Source organism: Rhodopseudomonas palustris (assembly GCF_007005445.1).
Lineage (GTDB): Bacteria > Pseudomonadota > Alphaproteobacteria > Rhizobiales > Xanthobacteraceae > Rhodopseudomonas > Rhodopseudomonas palustris_G.
Genome location: NZ_CP041387.1, coordinates 1 through 17,280 on the forward strand (window position 1 = coordinate 1; position 17,280 = coordinate 17,280).

Here is a 17,280-nt window from a genome sequence, read left to right on the forward strand (position 1 = left end):
TTGGGCGCAGAACTGGAGCGCGAATTCAAGGTTCTGTCGTCCCGTCGCTCGTTCGGGCTGAATTTTGAGCGGCATCGCCCGGAAAGCGTCGAACTGCCGGGGCGTCCGATCCGCAAAGGCGACAAGGTACGCATCCTGCCTCCGAGGGGCGAGACCAAGAAGGGCGACCCGCGGCTTTGGAGAGTGCTGGCGATCCGACGCGAGAACGGCAAACGCCTCGCCTATCTGGCGACGATATACGAGACCGAGGCGGAACGGGCGACCGTGGCGACAGACGATCTGATCGTGGTCGCAGAATTCAAGGACTACATCTACCCCGGCCTTGTCAGCACCGGGAAGGTGGATCGTGGCGGCGATAAGCCCTTTCATACCGTCATCAACGGCGAGAACTTCCACGCTCTTGAGGCGCTGACCTACACCCATAGGGGCAAGATCGACGCCATTTATATTGATCCGCCTTACAATACCGGGGCGAAGGACTGGAAATACAACAACGATTATGTCGAAGGCGACGATCTCTATCGGCACAGCAAGTGGTTGGCAATGATGGAACGTCGCCTCCTGATAGCCAAGGAATTGCTGAATACCGACGATTCGGTACTGATCGTCACTATCGACGAAAAAGAATACCTGCGGTTGGGGTTGCTGTTGGAGCAGGTTCTCCCTGACGCTCAAATCGAGATGATTACCACGGTGATCAGTGCGAAGGGCGTGGCTCGTTTCGGGCAGTTTTCACGAGTCGAGGAGTTCATCTTCTTCGCGCGAATTGGAAAATCTACGGTCCAGCTTGGCGAGCAAAACATGCTGGACGATTCGCGTTCGGCAACGGCGCAGATCGGAAAAAGCATCGACTGGCTTGGACTTCGTCGCCGAGAACCAACGGCGAAACGTGGAGCGCGACCTAACCAATTCTACCCAATCTTCGTTAGTAGAGAGACCGGCTACATTGCGTCCATTGGCGAACCGATCTCGGATGACGTTGACCGCCTGAGTGTCGAAACCCCAAAGGGAACCTTTGCTGTCTGGCCCTTGAGACCGAACGGTGGCGAAGGTCTTTGGGGTATCACGCCTGAAACGGCGAAGCGATATCTCCAAGCTGGATACATCCGCGCTCGCAGCTACAAGCCAGAGCTTGAGCAGGTTGCTATTCACTACCTGCCTGGCGGAACGGTGAGCGCGATCCAAGATGGTCGAATCGACATTGTTGGCCGCGATCCGGACGGTGCAGTCCAGGCTGTTCACCGCGAACGCAAGGGTGTTATCCCAAAGCGCGTTTGGAACATGGCATCTCATAATGCGGAGAATGGAGGATCGCTAATCCTGTCCAAACTGCTTCCGGACCGTCGATTTCCGTTTCCAAAGTCACTTTACGCAGTGGAAGATTCGCTTCGCTTCTTCGTTGGCGACAAACCGAAAGCTATCATCCTCGACTTCTTTTCCGGATCCGGCACCACTGCCCATGCCGTGATGCGCCTGAACAAGCAGGACGGCGGCTATCGTCAGTGCATCAGCGTCACCAACAACGAAGTCGCCGCTGAGGAACAGGCCACACTGCGTAATTCTGGCTTACGCCCCGGCGACGCCGATTGGGAGAAGTGGGGCATCTGCGACTTCATTACCAAGCCACGCATCGCAGCCGCGATTACCGGCAGGACCAGCGAAGGCAAACCCGTCGAAGGTGACTACAAGTTCACCGACGAATTCCCCATGGCCGACGGTTTCCAGGAAAACGCCGAATTCTTCACTCTCACCTACGAATCCCCGGTTGCTGTCAGCCACAATCGCGCCTTCGAGCGCATCGCACCGCTGCTTTGGATGCGAGCTGGAAGCGAGGGGCGACGGATCGCCAAGCTGCCACGCGAGGGGTGGGAGGTCGCTGATACCTATGGCCTGCTGACCGATCTGGATATGGCCGCACCATACTGCGCGGCCATTGCAGCCAACAAGGCTATCCGCATCGCGTATATCGTCACCGACGACGAGCGCCGGTTCCAGTCCGTTGCCCGTCAGTTGCCCGACGGTGTCGAGCCAGTCCGACTTTATGAATCCTACCTGACCAATTTTCGATTTTCGATGGGGCGGTGAGCGATGAAGTTTACGCTCAAAGACGAGTATCAGACGCCCGCCGTAAAGGAGGTTCTGGAAAACCTGCGCAAGGCGCGCAAGCGCTGGCACGAGGACGGAGACAAGCACGGCTTTTCACTCACGGCGACCACCGGCGCGGGCAAAACCGTAATGGCGGCGGCGGTGATCGAGGCGCTATTCTTCGGCAATGACGAATTCGAGTTCGAAGCCGACCCCGGCGCTGTAGTGATCTGGTTCAGTGACGATCCATCACTGAACGAACAGTCCCGTTGGCGTTTGCAGCAGGCGTCCGACAAGCTGACAATCTCCGACCTGGTGACGATCGGCAACACCTTCAACCGTGAGAGGCTGGAAGCCGGGAAGGTCTATTTCCTAAACACGCAAAAGCTCTCCAAGAACAGCCTCCTTGTGCGCGGGCACGATTCCGATGATGCCGGTTTGGAAACGGCTGACGGGCAGAAGATCATGCCCGATATGCGCGCCTTCACCATATGGGACATTATCCGCAACACAATCGAAGACCCGGACCTGACGCTTTACCTCGTGTTGGACGAGGCGCACCGGGGGATGAAGGACGGGGGGATAACCACCGCAACCGGCAGACCCACAATCGTCAAGCAGCTCATCAACGGAACGGGCGGAGTGCCCGGCGTTCCGATTGTCTGGGGAATCTCGGCCACCGTTCAGCGTTTCAACGATGCGATGGCCGGAATGCAGGGGCGTTCGATCATGTCGCATGTGGTCGTGGACCCAAAGCTGGTGCAGGCGTCCGGTCTTTTGAAGGACACCATCTCGCTCGACGTGCCGGACGAAATCGGTGACTTTGAGACGGTGCTGCTGCGTCGGGGCACGGACAAGCTCCGCGAAATCACGGAGGCTTGGGCGGCCTACGCCGAAGAGCAGGGCGACACGAATAAGGTGCTGCCCCTGATGGTGCTGCAAGTGCCGAACGCACCAGACCACAAGGACATCGGCAAATGGCTCGATACGATCTTTGAGCGATGGCCGGACCTGCCGCCCGATTGCGTCGCCAATGTCTTCGGAGAGCACAAGACAGAGACCTTCGGCAGCCGAACCGCTCCCTACATCGAGCCCCAGCGCGTGCAGGAATCCGATTGGGTGCGCATTCTGGTGGCCAAAGACGCAATAAGCACTGGCTGGGACTGCCCCCGCGCCGAAGTGATGGTTTCGTTCCGCGCCGCGACCGACAAGACCCATATCACGCAGCTACTCGGGCGCATGGTGCGAACCCCGCTCGCGCGCCGTATTTCGGGCAATGACCGCCTGAATGCCGTGGACTGCCTCCTGCCGCACTTCAACAAGCAATCCGTCACAGCAGTCGTCACCGAGTTGATGACCGGCGGCGAAAGCGGAGAGGAATTGCCGGGCCGTCGCGTCCTCATCAATCCGCGCGAGATGAAGCCGAATCCCGCGATTCCCGAGGATGTGTGGGAAAAGCTTCTGTCCTTGCCCTCGCAAACCCTGCCGAGGAAGCAAGCCCGCCCAGTCAAGCGCCTCACCGCGCTTGCCCATGAACTGGCAATGGACGCGCTTCTGCCCGATGCGGGCAAGAAGGCCCATGCCGAGATGCACAAGGTGCTGGACGACGCGCAAGCGCGGTACGCTGACGAGATCAAGAAAGCGCGCCAGTCTGTCCTGACTGTTGAAGGCAAGACCGTTCAGACGGATGTGCAGACGCAGGCGATGACCTTCGATGATTTCGTAGAAGCCGCTGACTATGCCGTGATCGAAGACGCATACAAGCGCGCCGGCCGAGCGATCAGCCCCGACTTGGCCACGACCTATGCCGAGCGCCTTGCCTCGCAGGTCGAAGACGCGGAGGACGAGGAAGAAGCTCTCATCGAAGCTCATACCACTATCGCCGCAATCGGACTTGTGCCGGGTGTCAAAAGCGACCTTGAGGCAGCCGCCGAGAGTCTGGCGAAGGATTGGCTGGGCAAATACCACGACGACATCAAGGCGCTCACCGATGAACGGCAGGAAGTCTATCGGCAGATCAGCGAAATGAGCGCCAATCCGCTACCAATCGACATCGCGCGTCCGCATACGTGGCTGCAACCGACGACAGCGAGAGAACCCAACGGGAAGGAATATGACCTGCCCCGATACGAACGTCATTTGCTATGTGACGAGGATGGCATGTTTCCTTACAGCGCTGGTTCGACATGGGAACCTGCCGTGCTCAATGCCGAGCTTCAACGGGAAGGAAGCATCGGCTGGTATCGGAATCCAGACCGCGCAAGCCAGGATTCGTTGGGGGTGATCTACGAGGAAGCTGGCGAGAACAGGATTCTACGCCCGGATTTCATCTTTTTCGCTCGGCTGGATGATGGCAGCGTTGCAGCCGACCTTATTGACCCGCATGGGGACTATTTAGCCGACGCGCTGCCCAAGCTAAAAGGGCTGGCTGAGTATGCTGCGGGCAATCTGGAAAACTATCGACGTATCGAGGCTGTCTCAAAGACCAAGAGCGGAGCCTACCGAATGCTCGACATGAAGAACGAAAAAGTAAGAGCAGCGGTGATGACAGCAACGAGCGCGGAGGGCCTTTACGCCAGTCCAGTAGCTGTTGACTATCGGGTATGAGGGACGGTTGGCGGTGGCAGTTGAAGAGTAGGGGCAACCCTGGTTGGCCATTTGGGGGGACAGAAATACGTGCCGATCCGCAGAAGGGGAAATGGTCTCGAAAAATGGGAAATCGCGCTTATCAAGGCGATGGTTGCGCGAGGGGATTGGCCGAATGACCAAGACATTCTTGCATACTTTACACGTCCAACGCGCTCGGTGAACCATCGAGCCATCGCTGAAATCAGGAAGAACGAGAAACACACGGCAGTCAAAGCGGCAACCGATGAGGCTTTGAGCGAATTCTTAGCGACATGGCCCGACGTGGACCCGCAGACGGGCCTAAGCATTCGAGGAGATGAGCTTCTAATAAAGGCGCGGGAGGCAATGATTGCCGCCGTTCACATCTTCAACGGAGCCGGCCTAACCTTTCGCGCGGAACTGTTCATCGTGAGCAGCATCATCGCTTGGACCTACCTGCTGCACGCATGGTTTCGGAGGGAAGGCATCGACTATCGCTATATGGATGCGGACGGCGCCATAAGGAAAACAAAGCAGGGCGAAGACTGCTATTGGGAGTTGGGCAAGTGTCTAAAACACGAGCGTTGCCCTGTATCTGCGGGTGTCATTAAGAACCTTGAGTTCCTTCTGGAAATTCGACACGAAATCGAGCATCGTTCTACCAACCGAATAGACGACGCGATCAGCGCCAAACTTCAAGCCTGCTGCATCAATTTCAACGACGCTATCAAATCCCATTTCGGCACCCAGTACGGTCTGGAGCGGCGCTTGCCCATAGCACTCCAGTTCGTAACCTTCAGTTCAGACCAGCGTGCGGTGCTCAAAAAGGCGAGTTCGCTTCCAGCCCATATCGAAGCGATGATGAATGACTTTCATCACGGACTTACCGAAGAGGAGCAAGCTGACCCGCGTTTCGCTTACCGTGTGGCTTTTGTTCCGAAGGTCGGCAATCGCGCGTCAAACGCCGACCTTGCCGTCGAGTTTATTAAGGCGGATTCCGAGGAAGCGAAGGAAGTTAGCCGAGTGCTGCTGAAGGAGGTCAACAAGAAGCGGTTCACTCCAAAGCAGGTTGTCGAGATCATGCAAGGCGAGGGGTACCCGGCGTTCACTCAGCATTATCACACCCAACTGTGGAAAAGCCTCGATGCAAAAGACCCTGCCAAGGGCTTTGGTTGTGCCGGGGATTATAAGGGGACATGGGTTTGGTTTGATGCGTGGGTTGCCCGTGTGCGGGCGCACTGCCAAGAGCAGGGCGACAAATACAAGTGATGATTGCAGGTCCGGCTCTAGCTGCGTAGCATCAATACGATTCGCAGGAGACAGCAATGCAAGTAGATTTTTCCCAATACTACTACTTTCCTTGCCTCCAATGCTCCGAGCCGGAGCAAATCGGTTATAGCGAGCTGACCAACGAGGACAAAGACGCGATTCTGCCGATCATCGAACTCAGCCAAATTAAGTACGAAGCTTCCTTTGAGGAAACTGTAGCTGTCATTTCTTCGATGTTGCAGGATCGGCCATTCGTTTTGGACTTATCAAAGGACCGCGCACCGCCGGCGTACGTCGCCAAGAACAATCCCGATCACGCGAGGATCGCTAGAATCCAAGCCGCTCAGGATGCCTATAATCAGGCTCTTACCTCACTCCTGACGCCGACGGACGGCTTTTCTACCTGGCGCACGCTGGTAGCAAACTTCCCGAACGCAATCCCCGTACTGCAATTCACCGATCCGGAAACGCAGAGCAATCAGATTTTGCGGCAAGCTGCACAGCTTTCAAAGGATGGGTATGCGCGATTAGCTGTTCGCATCACACAAGAAACAAATGAGGCGCTTTTCTCCGTAATCGGACAGATTGCGGCTATTCTCGATTCAGCGTCGCAGCTCCTCATCATCATTGACTGCGGACAAGGCAGGCAACGCATATCTGAGCGCGCTGAGTTCGCGAAGCTCGCAATCGCTCGCATTCACGAGGAAATGGAACCGTCACAGGCGCTTGTTCTCACAGCCGTATGCTTGAATGACTCCTACACCAGTCCGCCTGACGGCATACTCAAGCTATACGAATCCTGTTCTTGGCACCTATGGTCGCAGGCAAGCGAAAAATTTCCATTTCTATTCGGCGACTACGGCTCCAACTACCGATACAAAAAGACTAACACATTTATGCCGGGGGATTGGAAGGCGCAGGTGGTATATCCGATGGAGGAGGCGTGGCTCGTCTACAAGCATCCTGATGCGCAAGATGCTCAAGGCTGGATCGAGGGCGCTAAGGCGGTGTTGGATAGTCCCAGTTGTGATAAGAAGAATGAATGCTGGGGTAGCGAACTATTGGCGAAGGCTAAGAGTGGCAATATAGATGGCGTCGGCTCCGCCCGTTTTTGGCACGGCGCTAAGATCAATATGCACATTCATCGCCAAATCCGACATGCCCAAGCGAAGTTGGGGGGCGGTGAGCCCTAATCTTGGCTCCTCAGGCGAAGAATATCTCTAGAGAGATTGCAAATCTCTCGTTTGGAGATGCTGTTCATGACGCGCTCGATCATAGCGTCTTTGCTCGCCGACGTTATCATGGAAACCTCTGCTCGTCGCCCCAGCTCCACGAGCTCCTTCTTCGACAAAGCATAGAGTAACGAGCTCACGTCGACATTACGATTCCGTTTTGGGGTTCGAGCCATCCAGAAGCTACTGTCGTCTCGATAGACCATGAGCCCCCACCAAGCGGGAACAGTCTTCCTTGCCGCGGCCAAATGCTTCCGAGTTGTTACCAAGCTGACCCGGTCAAAGAAACGCGAGAAAGCCGGTACCTGGAACGTCAATCGGCGGAGGGTGTCCGCGTCGCTCTTAATCTCAAACCCGGCCAATTCACCATTAACGAGAGCCAAGTCGATGCGTGCGGAAGGACGAGGCATCTTGAATTCCTGTAGCAGCCCCGTCGAACCGTCATCCGGATGCAAAGCCCGCAGCCAATCGACTAGAGGCGCACGAATGCACGCGTCACGAAGCATCCCGGAATCTCTGCTCATTCATGCCCTTCCTGAAGGCAAGCATACTTTGTCATCCGTTATCCAACTCTCAACAAATATAGCCCATTCGAGATTCACCCTGTTCTTATCACTCCTGCCCACCAAGAAAGCACCCGTTCCCTTTCCTCGGCCCCGCCTTCTACAGCGCTATGTGAGGGCGCGAAGGCGGCTCCGAGGAAAGCGAACTACCCTCGGTGCTCTATCTCTAACTCTCTATAGGGATATCGTCAGAGGCATCGCCATAGGCCGAAGCTGTGGAAAACCTCAGCAGGAGTCGACAGATACAGCGTGCTACCCCGGTGCTACCCGGAGCATTTCAGTGGATAGAGACTAAGGGCTAACCCCTTGAAATCATTGGCGCACCCGACAGGATTCGAACCTGTGACCTCTGCCTTCGGAGGGCAACGCTCTATCCAGCTGAGCTACGGGTGCGTGCCCCGTTCCTGTAGCCGATCGCAGGGGGATCGGCAACGGGAGAGAAAAGTGAAATTCTTTCAAGGGGGAAGGCCCCCTCAGGCGGCGGCCGCATGTTCGAATCGTGTCGGGCGCCCCGAACTCAGGCGCGCCAAGCGGCCCAGGCGTGCCGCGACGTAGCTTGCCCAGGCCGCTCTACATCCTTGTGCCAAAGTCGTCGATCGGGACGATGACCTTGCCGATCGGCCACAGCGCGATGCCGGCCAGCTTCAGGTGGGCCCAGGCGAACGGGATGCCGATGATCGTCACCGCGAGCAGCACGGCTGTGACGACGTGCCCGATCGCCAGCCACCAGCCCGCGAACACCAGCCAGATGATGTTGCCGATCACCCCGAGCGGGCCGGTGCCGATGTCTTCGCGGCCGGTGACGGCTTCCCTGGGCACAGCGGTCTGGCCGAACGGAAACAGCGTGTAGACGCCGATACTGAAGGCCGCGCGTGCCCACGGCAGACCGATGATCGTGATTGCCATGATGACTGCCGCAACCGCCCAGCCGACCGCCATCCAGAAGCCGCCGAGCGCGATCCAAAGGATATTCAGCAGAAGCGAGACGGGAGACATGGCCAATCCTTCCGGAAAACGATGTTCGTTTCAACGTCTGCGTCGTGCCCCGGCAAGATCGCAGTCGGCTCGGGAATCATGCCGAGCATCGTGGCCCGGCAGGCAGATGTCCACAGCCGGTTCCCTAAGCCCGAAATCGCCATTATGGCGGCGAATTGCGGTCAAAGCTGCGGGGTATCGGCAATCCTCGTTCACGAGGAATCGCGACTTGCCCTACACCATCACAGCCATTCGACAAGACGAGAAGATGCGCTGCGTGCGCGACAGCGCGCTGATCGCGCTGGCCAAGGTGCGGATTTGGGAGAGCGAGGGCTGGGACGTGGTTGTCGCCGGCGAAGACGGCCGCACGTTCGGCACCGCCCAGCTCGATGCTCATGTGGCGGCGTATCGGTCGCTCGATGGCGCGGAGCTTGGCATCGACGACGATGATCTGATCGGGCCGAAGCCGATGAAGGTGCCGGCGCAGAGGTCGCGCGCCGAGCGCACGACGACTGCGCGTGCTCGGTCGGCGCCCGAGGCGATGCCTGCCTAAGTCTGCTGCGCGCGGACGAAGTTCGTGCCGCTTTAGCCTTCCGCCACGGCGTCGCCCCACGGCTGGGCGATTTCGGTCGCGCCGCTGTTGCTGCTGCCCTGCCGCAGCACCACGCTGGGGCAGGCGAATTTCATCGGGAAGCTCTGCACCCGCGCCTCTTCGTAGTCGAACTGCCGGCGCAGCGCTTCGCGCGTCGCAGCCGGCAGGCGTACGTCGCCGATCACCACCTCGCCTTCGCTGGCGTCGATCCGCGGCTGGTGGATCGCGGCGTCGAGGTCCATGCCATAGTCGATCACGAACGACAGGATCTGCGCCACCGCCGGCAGAATGCGGCGGCCGCCGGAGGCGCCGAGCGCCAGCCTGCGGCCGTCCGGCGCCTGCGCCAGCACCGGCGTGTAGTTGGTCAGGCAGCGCTTGCCGGGCGCCAGCGAGTTCGGCCGGCCCGGCTCGGGATCGAACCACATGATGCCGTTGTTCATCATGATGCCGGTGTGCGGCGTTTCGAATTTCGAGCCGAAGGTCGACAGCAGCGTCTGCGTCACCGCCGCCATGTTGCCGTCGCGGTCGACCACCGAGAAGTGCGTGGTGCAGGCCGGCGCCAGATGCTCGGCGCCGAGCGCGCGGCGGCCGTCGGCGTCGCCCATGTCGCGCAGCCGCTCTGCATAGGCCGATTGCAGCGCCAGCGCGTAGGCCTGATAGGCCGCGGCGTCGGGCTCGCTGCCGGCCGGCGTCAGGCTGTTGCCGAGCACCCGCAGGGTGTGGGCGAGAGTCGGACCGGCGGTCAGCTCCGGTGTCGCGAACACCTTGCCGCCGCGATACGGGATCGTCAGCGGTGCGCGCATTTGGGCGCGGAAGCCGGCCAGATCCTCGATCGACAGCGTCCCGCCGTCGGCCTGGATGTCGGCGGCGAGGCTGCGCGCCAGATCGCCCTCGTAGAAGTCGCGCGGCCCCTGTTCGGCGAGCTGCGCCAGCGTCGCCTGCAGCCGGTCCTGCGGCAGCACGACATTCGATTTGATGCCCCAGGGGGCGTGCGGCGGCAGCCCGTCGATGAGATATGAGGCGGCGCTGGCCGGATACCGGCGCAGATCCGCCGCCACGCTGCCGATCATCAGCGTGGTCCACCAGTCGACCGCCAGCCCGTCGCCGGCGAGCGCGACGCTGGGCGCCACCAGATCGCGCCACGGCAGCCTGGCGTAGCGGCGGTGCGCCTCCTCCATGCCGGCGACCACGCCCGGCACCGCGATCGCGGCCGCGCCGTGGATGTTGCGGTCGTCCTTCACCCGCGGCCACGGAAACAGATCGGACGCCGCTCCGGCGCCGGTCAGCGGATAGTCCTCGACCCGCAGGCTCTGCGGGGTCCGCATGCCGTAGTCGATCACCTCGGTGCGGTCCTCTTCGGCACGATACAGCACCATCGCGCCGCCGCCGCCGATGCCGCTCATCCACGGCTCGACCACACCGAGCGCGAACGTCGTCGCGATCACCGCGTCGATGCAATCGCCGCCGGCCGCCAGCACGTCGGCGCCGATCTCGGCCGCCCGGCGCGACTGCGCCGCGACGATGCCGCCGGTGGCGGTGATCGCGGGCTTGCGGATGTGCTGCAGATTGCTGAATTGGTCGGTCATGCGCAGGCTTTCGCTGGGAGGGACGACACGCGGCGAGGGCCGGCGAGGGGACCGGCACCGGCGAGTGTAGGGCCTGCTGCGAGCGGCTGCTACGACGCAGAAGCAGCCATGCTCGTCAGGCGGCGCAGGTTGAGAGGTGCGAGGTGAGCAACTTGCGGAACGCAGGGGCAGGCACCGCCGGGCTGAACAGCCAGCCCTGCATCTGGGTGCAGCCGAGTACGCTCAGGATCTCGCGCTGCCGCTCGGTCTCGACGCCCTCGGCGGTGGTGGTCATGTGGCGCGCCGCCGCGATGTTGACCACCGCCTGCACGATCGCGGTCGACCCGTCGGTGGTGTCGATGGCGTCGACGAAGCTGCGATCGATCTTGATCTTGTCGAACGGGAAACGCTGCAGGTAGCTCAGCGACGAATAGCCGGTGCCGAAATCGTCGAGCGAGATCCGAACCCCGAGGGCGCGGAGCTGGGTCAGCGTCGACAGCGCCGCGTCGTCGTCGTGGATCAGCACCGCCTCGGTGACTTCGAGCTCGAGCCGGTTCGCCGGCAAGCCGGACGCGCCGAGCACCGAGGCGACCAGCAGCGCCAGCGACGGTTGGCGGAACTGGACCGGTGAGATGTTCACCGCCAGCGTGATGTCGGCGCTCCATTTCGCCGCCTCGGCGCAGGCGGTCGCCAGCGTCCAGGCGCCGATCTCGTTGATCAGGCCGGTGTCCTCGGCGATCGGGATGAATTCGGCGGGCGAGATCATGCCGCGGCTGGGGTGCCGCCAGCGCAGCAGCGCTTCGCAGCCGGTGATCGCGCCGCTGCGCAGATCGACCAGCGGCTGGTAGTGAATTTCGAAGCCGCGCTTGCCGACCGCGCCGCGCAGGTCGAATTCGAGCTGGCGGCGGGCCTTGGCGACCGCGTCCATTTCCGGCTCGAAGAACCGGAAGGTGCGCCGGCCTTCGGCCTTGGCGCTGTACATCGCGAGGTCGGCGTTCTTGACCAGTTGGTCGAGATCGGCGCCGTCGCGCGGCGCGATCGCGATTCCGATCGATGCGTCGGTGGACAGATGGTGGCCGAGGCACTGATACGGCAAGCGGATCGATTCATAGATCCGCTCGATCAGCGTGGTGACGTCGTCGGCGCCGCTCACCGCGATCTGGATGATGGCGAATTCGTCGCCGCCGAGCCGGGCGACGAAATCGGTCTCGCGGACGCAATCGCGCAGTCGGACCGCGACCTGCTTCAACAGTTCGTCGCCGACCGGATGGCCGAGGGTGTCGTTGATGTTTTTGAATTCGTCGATGTCGATGTACAGCAGCGCGAACGGCGCGCCGCGGCCGGCGCGCTGCAGTTCATTCTCCAGCCGCTGCCGGAACATGCTGCGATTCGGCAGATCGGTGAGGCTGTCGAAATGCGCCAGATAGGAAATCTTCTCGGCGTAGCGTGTGCGCTCGGTGACGTCCTCGTGGGTGATCACCCAGCCGCCGCCGGGAACCGGGACGCTGGAGAACTCGATCGAACGGTCGAGAATGCTGTGGACCTCGGAGACCTTTCTGCTGGACAGCTTGTCGATCAGGTCTGCGGTGATGTTGTCGACATTGCCGTAGAGGGATCCGGTGGCCTTGCGGTGCTCGAGCACGTCGCGCAGGGAGCAGCCCGGCTTCACGATGGCCGACGACAGTCCGTACATGTCCAGATAGCGCCGATTGCACACCACCAGCCGCGCCTGCGCGTCGAACAGCAACAGGCCCTGGGACATGTTGTTGATCGCAGTGTCGAGACGTTGCTTGTCGAGCTTCAGCCGTTCCTGGGTCGCGCGATGGTGCTTGCCGATCTGGTTGATGATCAGCAGCAGGATCACCGTCACCACCAGCGCCGAGACGGCGGCAACCGAAACCATCAGCCGGGTTTGCGTACGCCAGCTCGCCAGTGCGTCTTCGATGGTCGTCGTGGTGATCATCACGATCGGTAGTTGATCGAGCGCATGCGACGCCACCAGGCGATCCTGACCGTCGACCGGACTCGGCAGCCGGGCGGTGGTGTCTTGGTCGAACATCGCCTGTTGCAGCGCTGGCCCGTCGCGGAAGTTGCGACCGATCATGCCTTCGGCATAGGGGTGGCGCGTCAGCAGGGTGCCGTCGCTGTGGTGGATCGAAACGGCGGAGTCGCCGATCAGCGAGACCTGTGACAGGAATCGGTCGAAATGAACCGGCGTGATCGCGCGGGAGACGACGCCGAGAAACTCGCCGTCCGCATTGCTCAGTCGCTGCGCCAGCACGATCGTCCAGCCGCCCGCCAGCGCATCGTGCTCCAGTGCGACCGTCGGGCGTTGCGTGGCGCCGGTCTTGTGGTCGAGGAAGTAGGGGCGTTCGGCGATCGAAGCCTCGGGGACCGGCCACACGTCGGACGCGTTGATCAGGTGCCCTTTGGCATCGAAGATCTTCAGCGCCGTAATCTCGGTCGCGCCCCTGGCGCGGGACTGCAACGTCTGGTGCATCGCCAGCGTCGACATCGCGCCGCTGAACGCCTCGGCCGAAGGCTCCGGTGATTGTCTGGCCATCGCGACGATGTCGTGCTGCATCGCCATGAAGTCGTCGATCTCGCGATCGTAGTGCAGCGCCAGCAACATGGCGGTGTTGGCGAGTTCGCGTTCGCCGTTGCGCAGCGCCTTTTCCTTGAAATTGTTGACGGTCAGAACCGTTGTGATGGCGATCCCTGCGATCAGGATGGCGCCACTCAGGATCAGCCACAGAATCGGGCGATGATGGAGCGCCCCGACGAAGGGCAATCGCTCGCTGACGTCCGCTGGGGGGAAGGCCGGATCCTGGGGCCGGAAGCTCTGCATCCGGTAAGAACTACCGGACACAGATGAGAGGCTGGTTAGCAATCAGGGTAAGCGAAACTTGAATCCGGCGGCCTGTCCTGGTCAATTTTGCTCGCAGGCGTGGTGTCGCGTCGGCCCGCCGGGACGTCCCGATGAAAAAGACCGGCGGTACGATCTCCGCCGGCCTGTCAACAGCTACGGTCGAGCGCGGATCTGGCGATCCGACCGCCGACGATCAATTGATCGGAGTGCCCGGTCGCGGCGCAGAGGCGCTATTGGCACGATAGACCTCGAACACGCCCCAGGCGGCGGCGGCGATGTACACCAGCGCCACCAGATTGCGCGGCAGGATCATCGCCAGCGCGATCAGTGCGACCGCCGTGGCGCAGGCCTTCACCAGCTTGTTCTCGTCGGCGAAGATCAGCTTGAAGCGATCCCAGTTGTCGACCTTCAGCGGCAGCTCCAGGGTCTGCAGGCCGAACTTCTCCCACGCGCCCTTGAAGCCGAGGTCGCGCGCCCACAGCAGGAACAGCGCGACCAGGAAGGCGACGATCGTGACGACGGCGGCAGGCGGGCCGCCCGCATAGCCGATCACGACCACGAGGGCGATTGCGAAAGCACCGATCCAATATTGCATTGATTTACCTATTGTCACCCGGCGCTCGCGGGTGCCCCTTCAGGTTCGTCCACGCACGCGTCGCCGCGGGTGGGGTGGAAGAACGGTCAGGCACGCGCACGCTGCCGCGGAGGTCGTCGTCCTCGATGTGCGTCACGATCGCCTGCGCGAAACGGCCGGCGCGCGCCGATTCCTAACTCCGTTGAAATAGGACAAATGAGAAACGCCCGCCAGTCAGGCGAATTGCTGACAGCGCTGCTCGCCCCCGCGGTGGTGACCAAAAGTCGCGTCCGTGTCCTCGCCGTGCTGCGCTACGCGTGGTTGGTATCGTGAGGCGTTCCTTCCGGGGCGTCTACGTCTTTCGTCGCAGCGGCATCGGTATTCTTACCAGCGGTCGACTTAATGACTGCGTAACGACGACCGCGAATAGTCGAGCCCGAGGGGGAGAATACCCATGCTGCAGACGCTCGAAACTACGGATTTGAAAGAAGCCCGCCGGTCGCGAATCGCGCAGTTCAGCGGTCGGGCGGCGACCTTGAAGGTCGGCGGATCTTCGGTGACTGGCATCGTCCGCGCCGTCAAGGAAGACAAAACCGGCGAGAAGCCGCGCTGGATCGTCACGGTTCTGTCGCAGCCGCCGCGGCGCTGATCAGTCGCACTGCAATTGCGCCGGCGGAACGAAGTGGTGAGCGTTCTGGCCCGCCAGCGTCTTCGCTCTCGCCAGCTCGGCGCGCGCCACCACCCGCAGATGCACTTCATCCGGCCCATCCAGGAACCGCATCGCCCGCCCCCAGGTCCATAGATAAGACAGCGGCGTGTCCGGCGTCAGCCCCATCGCCCCGAACACCTGCATGGCGCGATCGACGATCCGCGTCTGCAGCCGCGCCGCCACCACCTTGATGGCCGAGACGTCGATCCGCGCTGCCGCATTGCCGTCGCGGTCCATGCGGTGGGCCGCCTGCATCACCAAGAGCCGGGCCTGATCGATCTCGAGCCGCGATTCCGCAATCCAGTCCTGCACGTTGGCGAAGTCGGCGAGGTGCCTGCCGAATGCCTCGCGCTCCAGCGCCCGCTCTGCCATCAGTTCCAGCGCGACTTCGCATTGTCCAATGGTCCGCATGCAATGATGCACCCGGCCGGGTCCGAGCCGATCCTGCGCCAAGCGAAAGCCCTTGCCTTCCTCGCCGAGCAGATTTGCGGCCGGCACCCGGACGTTGCGGAACACCAGCTCGCAATGCCCTTCCGGCGAATGATAGTGCATGATCGGGATATTGCGGATGATCGACAGGCCCGGCGTGTCCATCGGCACCAGCAGCATCGAGTGTCGCTCGTGCGAGGTCGGCGGCAGGCTGTCGCTCGACACGCCCATCACGATCGCCAGCTTACAGTTCGGATGCGCCGGGCCGGTGATGAACCATTTGCGGCCGTTCACCACGTAGTCGTCGCCGTCGCGTGTGATGGTGGTGCGGATGTTGCGTGCGTCGGAAGAGGCCGCGTCGGGTTCGCTCATCGCGAAGCAGGACCGGATCTCGCCGATCAGCAGCGGGTCGAGCCACCGCGCGCGCTGCTCCGGCGTCGCCGCCAGATGTAACAGCTCCATGTTGCCGGTGTCGGGCGCATTGCAGTTGAAAACTTCCGACGCCCAATGCACCCGGCCCATGATCTCGGCCAGCGGCGCATATTCGACATTGCAGAGGCGCTGGCCGGGATCCTCGTCGCGCAGGCCCGGCAGAAACAGATTCCACAGATCCTCGGAGAACGCCTTCGACTTCAGTCGCTCGATCAGGTCCAGCGGATAGCGCCCGGCCGCCACTTCGCGATGCCAGGCGACATTGGCGGGCTCGACGTGGAAGCGCATGAAGTCGGAGAGCTGCGCTTGCAGCCGCTGCACCTTGTCGCTGTGATCGAAATCCATCTACGGGCTCTCAGGCGGGAAGGACGGCGGTGCAATCCGCCGAAGCCGGCGGCGCCGGGGCGGGGCGTCGCGACGCCCCGCATCAATTGCGCTTCAGGCTGAGTATGTACTGCACGATCTCGGCGGCGTCGCCGGGCGCGATGATCAAGTTCGGCATGTTGGTGTGGTTGGAGCGAAGGAACACGTTCAGCGACAGCGCCGTGGTCGACGGCAGATTGGCGATCCGCTCGAACGCAGGGCCCTTGCCGTCGCGCATGTCGCCGGCTTCGATGGCGTGGCACTCCGCACACCATCCGGCGGCCAGTCTGTGACCGGCCGAGCTGCCGTCCGGCATCGCACCCTCCGCCCGGTGCTGCCGGACCACCAGCAGCACCGCCACGATCAGAATGCCGGAGATCAGCAGCCGAACCCGCCCGTGCGACATCGTCGCGCTTAGTGGCGAACGGTGCCGGGTGCGACGTGGAAGTCCTTGTCCAGCGCGTCGAGCGTCACCTTGTTGGCGCAGTACGCCTGATAGTGCTCGGCGAGCGAACCGTCGGCGATATCGTGATCGCATTCGGCCTTGTGACGGCACAGCGCGCACACCCGCTCGAGGTCGCGCATCACCAGCGGCTGGGCGCGGGCGATCGCGTCCTCGTCGATGCCGAGGACTTTCAGGAGCTGCGGCAACTCTTCGACCTTGTGCGGACCCTGACGGACCAGCTCGTCGAGGTCGGAGGCGGTGACGCCGAGGTCGTGTGCGATACGGCCGAATTCCGCGGAGTCGAACTGACACATTTCGACGACTTCACGCCGGTGCTTCAGCCAGTCGGCGAAGGTTTCGAGAAGCCGGTCGACGAGCGGATAGGGGCGGCTATGGGCAGGCATTTCGCCCTCCAGGATGTCTGACGGTGGCGGTACAATCGCCGAACGCTTCCCGAATCACATTGCGATAGATCAAGCAAGCCGCCCTCGGAAATCACCGGAGGTGACAGCGCCGCCGAGCTAACAAATCAGTTGGACGTTCGCTGTGCGGAATAAGCTCCCGCATCGCT

The 17,280-nt window shown here is 61.6% G+C and carries 14 protein-coding genes and 1 tRNA gene; 6 read left to right on the forward strand and 9 right to left on the reverse strand.

Translation table 11 applies throughout. The annotated features are described in order from the left end of the window. The 4 genes from FLL57_RS00005 (at position 1) to FLL57_RS00020 (ending at position 7,154) form a co-directional block, all read left to right on the forward strand. Entirely contained in the window at positions 1-2,085 is a 2,085-nt protein-coding gene (locus tag FLL57_RS00005; RefSeq protein ID WP_210244234.1) for a site-specific DNA-methyltransferase, read from the forward strand. Between the two features lie 3 nt (positions 2,086-2,088). After that, positions 2,089-4,692 carry a DEAD/DEAH box helicase gene (locus FLL57_RS00010; RefSeq protein WP_142881801.1) on the forward strand — a complete coding sequence of 868 codons (2,604 nt, stop codon included), beginning with the start codon at positions 2,089-2,091 and terminating at the stop codon, positions 4,690-4,692. A gap of 69 nt (positions 4,693-4,761) precedes the next feature. Beyond that, entirely contained in the window at positions 4,762-5,961 is a 1,200-nt protein-coding gene (locus tag FLL57_RS00015; protein ID WP_235677183.1) for a DUF3644 domain-containing protein, read from the forward strand. 56 nt (positions 5,962-6,017) lie between these two features. Then, positions 6,018-7,154, forward strand: coding sequence for a beta family protein (locus FLL57_RS00020; RefSeq protein WP_142881802.1), 1,137 nt, complete (start codon positions 6,018-6,020; stop codon positions 7,152-7,154). Here the strand turns inward: FLL57_RS00020 and FLL57_RS23685 are convergent. The 3 genes from FLL57_RS23685 to FLL57_RS00035 form a co-directional block, all read right to left on the reverse strand. Beyond that, on the reverse strand, positions 7,151-7,717 hold the full coding sequence (locus FLL57_RS23685) for a sce7726 family protein (protein WP_142881803.1): 567 nt from the start codon (positions 7,715-7,717) through the stop codon (positions 7,151-7,153). The genes FLL57_RS00020 and FLL57_RS23685 overlap by 4 nt on opposite strands. Before the next feature lie 355 nt (positions 7,718-8,072). Beyond that, positions 8,073-8,149 (reverse strand) — tRNA-Arg (locus FLL57_RS00030). Positions 8,150-8,326: 177 nt separating this feature from the next. Further along, on the reverse strand, positions 8,327-8,752 hold the full coding sequence (locus FLL57_RS00035; protein ID WP_142881804.1) for a YccF domain-containing protein: 426 nt from the start codon (positions 8,750-8,752) through the stop codon (positions 8,327-8,329). A 208-nt stretch (positions 8,753-8,960) separates the two neighbouring features. On the opposite strand from FLL57_RS00035, the gene FLL57_RS00040 reads away from it, so the two are divergent. After that, complete coding sequence (locus FLL57_RS00040; protein ID WP_142881805.1) at positions 8,961-9,284, forward strand: hypothetical protein; 324 nt, start codon at positions 8,961-8,963, stop codon at positions 9,282-9,284. Positions 9,285-9,316: 32 nt separating this feature from the next. Here FLL57_RS00040 and FLL57_RS00045 read toward each other — a convergent pair whose 3' ends face one another. From FLL57_RS00045 to FLL57_RS00055, 3 genes are all read right to left on the reverse strand, one after another. Next, complete coding sequence (locus FLL57_RS00045; RefSeq protein ID WP_142881806.1) at positions 9,317-10,909, reverse strand: gamma-glutamyltransferase family protein; 1,593 nt, start codon at positions 10,907-10,909, stop codon at positions 9,317-9,319. 115 nt (positions 10,910-11,024) lie between these two features. After that, a complete protein-coding gene (locus tag FLL57_RS00050; protein WP_052960653.1) occupies positions 11,025-13,736 on the reverse strand; it encodes a bifunctional diguanylate cyclase/phosphodiesterase in 2,712 nt (903 codons plus the stop codon). A gap of 214 nt (positions 13,737-13,950) precedes the next feature. Next, a complete protein-coding gene (locus FLL57_RS00055; RefSeq protein WP_142881807.1) occupies positions 13,951-14,352 on the reverse strand; it encodes a hypothetical protein in 402 nt (133 codons plus the stop codon). A 433-nt stretch (positions 14,353-14,785) separates the two neighbouring features. Here FLL57_RS00055 and FLL57_RS00060 point away from each other — a divergent pair, with 433 nt between their 5' ends. Beyond that, a complete protein-coding gene (locus FLL57_RS00060) occupies positions 14,786-14,980 on the forward strand; it encodes a hypothetical protein (RefSeq protein WP_013500727.1) in 195 nt (64 codons plus the stop codon). On the opposite strand, the gene FLL57_RS00065 is transcribed toward FLL57_RS00060, so the two are convergent. From FLL57_RS00065 to FLL57_RS00075, 3 genes are all read right to left on the reverse strand, one after another. Then, positions 14,981-16,246: an acyl-CoA dehydrogenase family protein gene (locus tag FLL57_RS00065; RefSeq protein ID WP_142881808.1), complete on the reverse strand. Its 1,266-nt coding sequence runs from the start codon at positions 16,244-16,246 to the stop codon at positions 14,981-14,983. 82 nt (positions 16,247-16,328) lie between these two features. Beyond that, positions 16,329-16,670: a c-type cytochrome gene (locus FLL57_RS00070; protein WP_142881809.1), complete on the reverse strand. Its 342-nt coding sequence runs from the start codon at positions 16,668-16,670 to the stop codon at positions 16,329-16,331. Between the two features lie 8 nt (positions 16,671-16,678). Next, on the reverse strand, positions 16,679-17,113 hold the full coding sequence (locus FLL57_RS00075; RefSeq protein ID WP_011156349.1) for a hypothetical protein: 435 nt from the start codon (positions 17,111-17,113) through the stop codon (positions 16,679-16,681). Positions 17,114-17,280: the final 167 nt, after the last annotated feature.

Excerpts from the sequence above, each read along its gene's own strand:
- FLL57_RS00010 (WP_142881801.1), top strand. The coding sequence starts at position 2,089 with ATGAAGTTTACGCTCAAAGACGAGTATCAGACGCCCGCCGTAAAGGAG.
- FLL57_RS00020 (WP_142881802.1), top strand. The coding sequence starts at position 6,018 with ATGCAAGTAGATTTTTCCCAATACTACTACTTTCCTTGCCTCCAATGC.
- FLL57_RS23685 (WP_142881803.1), bottom strand. The coding sequence starts at position 7,717 with ATGAGCAGAGATTCCGGGATGCTTCGTGACGCGTGCATTCGTGCGCCT.
- FLL57_RS00035 (WP_142881804.1), bottom strand. The coding sequence starts at position 8,752 with ATGTCTCCCGTCTCGCTTCTGCTGAATATCCTTTGGATCGCGCTCGGC.
- FLL57_RS00045 (WP_142881806.1), bottom strand. The coding sequence starts at position 10,909 with ATGACCGACCAATTCAGCAATCTGCAGCACATCCGCAAGCCCGCGATC.
- FLL57_RS00050 (WP_052960653.1), bottom strand. The coding sequence starts at position 13,736 with ATGCAGAGCTTCCGGCCCCAGGATCCGGCCTTCCCCCCAGCGGACGTC.
- FLL57_RS00055 (WP_142881807.1), bottom strand. The coding sequence starts at position 14,352 with ATGCAATATTGGATCGGTGCTTTCGCAATCGCCCTCGTGGTCGTGATC.
- FLL57_RS00060 (WP_013500727.1), top strand. The coding sequence starts at position 14,786 with ATGCTGCAGACGCTCGAAACTACGGATTTGAAAGAAGCCCGCCGGTCG.
- FLL57_RS00065 (WP_142881808.1), bottom strand. The coding sequence starts at position 16,246 with ATGGATTTCGATCACAGCGACAAGGTGCAGCGGCTGCAAGCGCAGCTC.
- FLL57_RS00070 (WP_142881809.1), bottom strand. The coding sequence starts at position 16,670 with ATGTCGCACGGGCGGGTTCGGCTGCTGATCTCCGGCATTCTGATCGTG.
- FLL57_RS00075 (WP_011156349.1), bottom strand. The coding sequence starts at position 17,113 with ATGCCTGCCCATAGCCGCCCCTATCCGCTCGTCGACCGGCTTCTCGAA.